The organism is Trebonia sp. (assembly GCF_049794275.1).
In the GTDB taxonomy this organism is placed as follows: Bacteria; Actinomycetota; Actinomycetes; order Streptosporangiales; family Streptosporangiaceae; genus Trebonia.
In genome coordinates this window covers 1-1,889 of the sequence record NZ_JBARCR010000294.1, presented here as the reverse complement: position 1 = coordinate 1,889, position 1,889 = coordinate 1, and the positions used below count along the sequence as shown (strand labels likewise).

At 70.9% G+C, this 1,889-nt stretch carries 1 protein-coding gene; it reads right to left on the bottom strand.

The window, feature by feature from the left end; translation table 11 throughout:
* Positions 1 to 1,752: DUF4118 domain-containing protein (locus tag WA805_RS08300; protein WP_425239817.1), on the bottom strand; the 1,752-nt coding region annotated here is incomplete at its 3' end.
* Positions 1,753 to 1,889: the final 137 nt, after the last annotated feature.

The window sequence follows — 1,889 nt, the reverse complement described above, 5'->3', positions numbered from 1 at the left end:
GAGCGACAGCGTGTCCGAGATCGGGACGTTGACGTCCGCGTCTTCGGGGCGGCACGCCGGGTTCTCGCCCGACGAGGCGACCACGGTCCAGTCGGCGGCCGGGCCGAGCCCCGAGCCGGACGCGCCGCCCTCGCGTTCCAGCAGGCAGGCCGAGCGCATCCCGAAGGACTCCCTGATCCGTTCGAGCAGCGCGTCGAGCGAGCCCTGCCCGCGCAGGATGCTGCCGGCGGTGGTCACGAGCAGCTCCGACTCGGCGTTGCCGCGTGCCGCCTGGTTGGTCCGCCGCCCGGCGAGGTCGACCACCCAGCTCACCACGAGCCCGACCGCGACGAACACCGCGAGGGCCAGCGCGTTGTTCGCCTCCGCGATCGTCCACGCGTGGATCGGCGGCGTGAAGTAGTAGTTGAGCAGCAGCGACGCGGCGATGGCCTCGAGCAGGGCGGGCACGAACCCCCCGGTCAGCGCCACCGCGATCACGGCGACGAGGTAGATGAGCATGTCGCTGGTGAGGTTGACGCCGGACCGGAAGGCGGCGAGCACGATGGTCAGCAGCGGCGCGAGCACCGCCGCGAGGACGTACCCGGCGACCTGGCGGCGCGGCGTGATGCCGCCGCGGTACCTGGGCAGCAGCCTCCACCGGCTGCCCGCCTGCGCGTGGGTCACGATGTGCACGTCGATCGGGCCGGAATCGCGGATGGTGCGCGACCCGATGCCAGGCCCGGTGAGCAGCGCGAGCAGCCAGGACCGCCGGCTGGCGCCGAGCACCAGCTGGGTCGCGTTCTCCGCCCTGGCGAAGGTGAGCAGCGCGTCGGAGATGTTGTCGCCGACGACCTGGTGATAGCTGCCGCCGAGGGATTCCACGAGCCGGCGCTGCCTGGCGAGATTCTCAGGGTTCGCGCCGGTGAGCCCGTCGGACTTGGTCACGTGCACCGCGAGCAGGTCCCCGCCGGTCGACCGGGCCGCGATCCGCGCCGCGCGCCTGATCAGCGTGTCGCCTTCCGGGCCGCCGGTCACCGCGACCACGACCCGCTCTCTGGCCTCCCAGGTCTTCTTGATGTCGTGTTCGGCGCGGTACTTCTGCAGACCCTCGTCGACCTTGTCGGCCAGCCAGAGCAGCGCCAGTTCGCGCAGCGCGGTGAGGTTCCCTGACCTGAAGTAGTTGGTGAGCGCCGCGTCGATCTTCTCTGGCGGGTAGATGTTGCCGTGCGCCATCCTCCTGCGCAGCGCCTCGGCGGTCATGTCGATGAGCTCCACCTGGTCGGCGGCGCGCACCACGGCGTCGGGTATGGTCTCCCGCTGCGGAACCCCGGTGATCTGCTCGACGACGTCGTTGAGCGACTCCAGGTGCTGGATGTTGACCGCCGAGATCACGTCGATGCCGGCGTCGAGCAGCTCCTCGACGTCCTGCCAGCGCTTTTCGTGGAGCGAGCCGGGCACGTTGGTGTGCGCAAGCTCGTCGACGAGCGCGATCTGCGGCTTGCGGGCGAGCACCGCGTCGGTGTCCATCTCCTCGAACGTGGCGCCGCGGTACGTCAGCTTCTGGCGGGGGAGGACCTCGAGCCCGTCGAGCAGGGCCGCGGTCTGCGGCCGCCCGTGCGTCTCGGCGAACGCGACGACCACGTCCGCCCCGCGCTCGCCGCGCCGGTGACCCTCGCCGAGCAGGGCGTACGTCTTCCCCACTCCCGCGGCGGCACCCAGGTAAATCCGCAACTGCCCGCGTGGCGTGGTGCGGCCTTCAGCTTGTCCGGCCATACCTCTAATAGTGCGGCAAACTAACTGGTCACCTGCACTCCGTTAACGCCATCCATGCACCCGCCCGCACCGCGCGGCGCGCCCGCCTCCCATGATCACGGAAACAGGCGTCGCAATCGCCGCGCCAGTCACGCGGC